Below are 1,093 nucleotides of genomic sequence, written 5' to 3'. Positions count from 1 at the left end.
CGATGGGGTGCGCGACGACGTGCGCGCGTATGCGGTCGAGCATCTCGGGGACCCGGACGGCGTGTTGGTCGTCGACGAGACGGGATTCCTGAAGAAGGGCACCAAATCCGTTGGGGTGCAACGACAGTACTCGGGGACGGCGGGTCGGATCGAGAATTGTCAGCTCGGTGTTTTTTGTGCGTATGTGAGTGTGAAGGGGCGCACGTTGATCGACCGGGAGCTGTATCTGCCGAAGTCGTGGATCGCCGACCAGCAGCGGTGTCGGCAGGCTGCGGTGCCTGAGGAGGTCGAGTTCGCCACGAAACAGGTTCTGGCTCAGCAGATGCTGGGCCGTGCCCTGGATGCCGGTGTGCCGGCCAGGTGGGTGACCGCCGATGAAGCCTATGGTGGCGATTCGAAGTTCCGCAGGTGGCTCGAGCGACGCCGGATCGGGTATGTGGTCGCTGTTCCCAGTAGCGCGCCGATCGTGTTCCCGACGGGTGACTCACGCGCGGACCGTCTCGTCGCGGACGCGCCGCAGCAGGCATGGAAACGTCTGAGCTGTGGAGAAGGCGCGAAAGGCCCGAGGTTGTTCGACTGGGCCGTGGCTACGCTGCCCGGCGTCAGCGAGGCCGGTTCCGGGTGGCGGCGCTGGCTGCTGGCTAGGCGCTCGCTGACCCGCAACACCAAAGGCGAGTTCGAAATCGCCTACTACATGTGTGGCGGCCCGATCGGCACCACCGACACCGACCTCATCAGGGTCGCCGGCGCCCGCTGGTCGATCGAGGACTGCTTCCAGACCGCGAAAACCGAAGTCGGACTCGACCAGTACCAGGTCCGTCGTTACGACGCCTGGTACCGGCACATCACCCTGGCCATGCTCGCTCACACCTACCTCGCTGTCACCGCCGAGATCTCCCCAAAAGCATTGGCAGCGGCCTCATTCCACTCACACTCGGCGAAATCAAGCGTCTCCTGGCACACCTGACCACCCCGATCCCGGACCTCACCACCATGCGCCGCTGGTCGACCTGGCGACGAAGACATCAACACCGCGCCAAGCAGGCCCACTACCAGCGAAGACAGGCAAAACATCACGAACTGCGGCTGGAGT

Annotated in this window: 1 protein-coding gene; it reads left to right on the top strand. The window is 64.5% G+C overall.

All coding sequences use genetic code 11. From position 1 onward, the window contains the following. Window positions 1-967, top strand: a 967-nt coding sequence (locus ACFYOW_RS49680; protein WP_387299201.1) for an IS701 family transposase, incomplete at its 5' end; no start/stop codon positions are given. Window positions 968-1,093 lie beyond the last annotated feature (126 nt).

Source organism: Nocardia sp. NPDC006982, assembly GCF_042869435.1.
GTDB lineage: Bacteria > Actinomycetota > Actinomycetes > Mycobacteriales > Mycobacteriaceae > Nocardia.
This window is presented reverse-complemented; position numbering and strand designations above follow the sequence as displayed.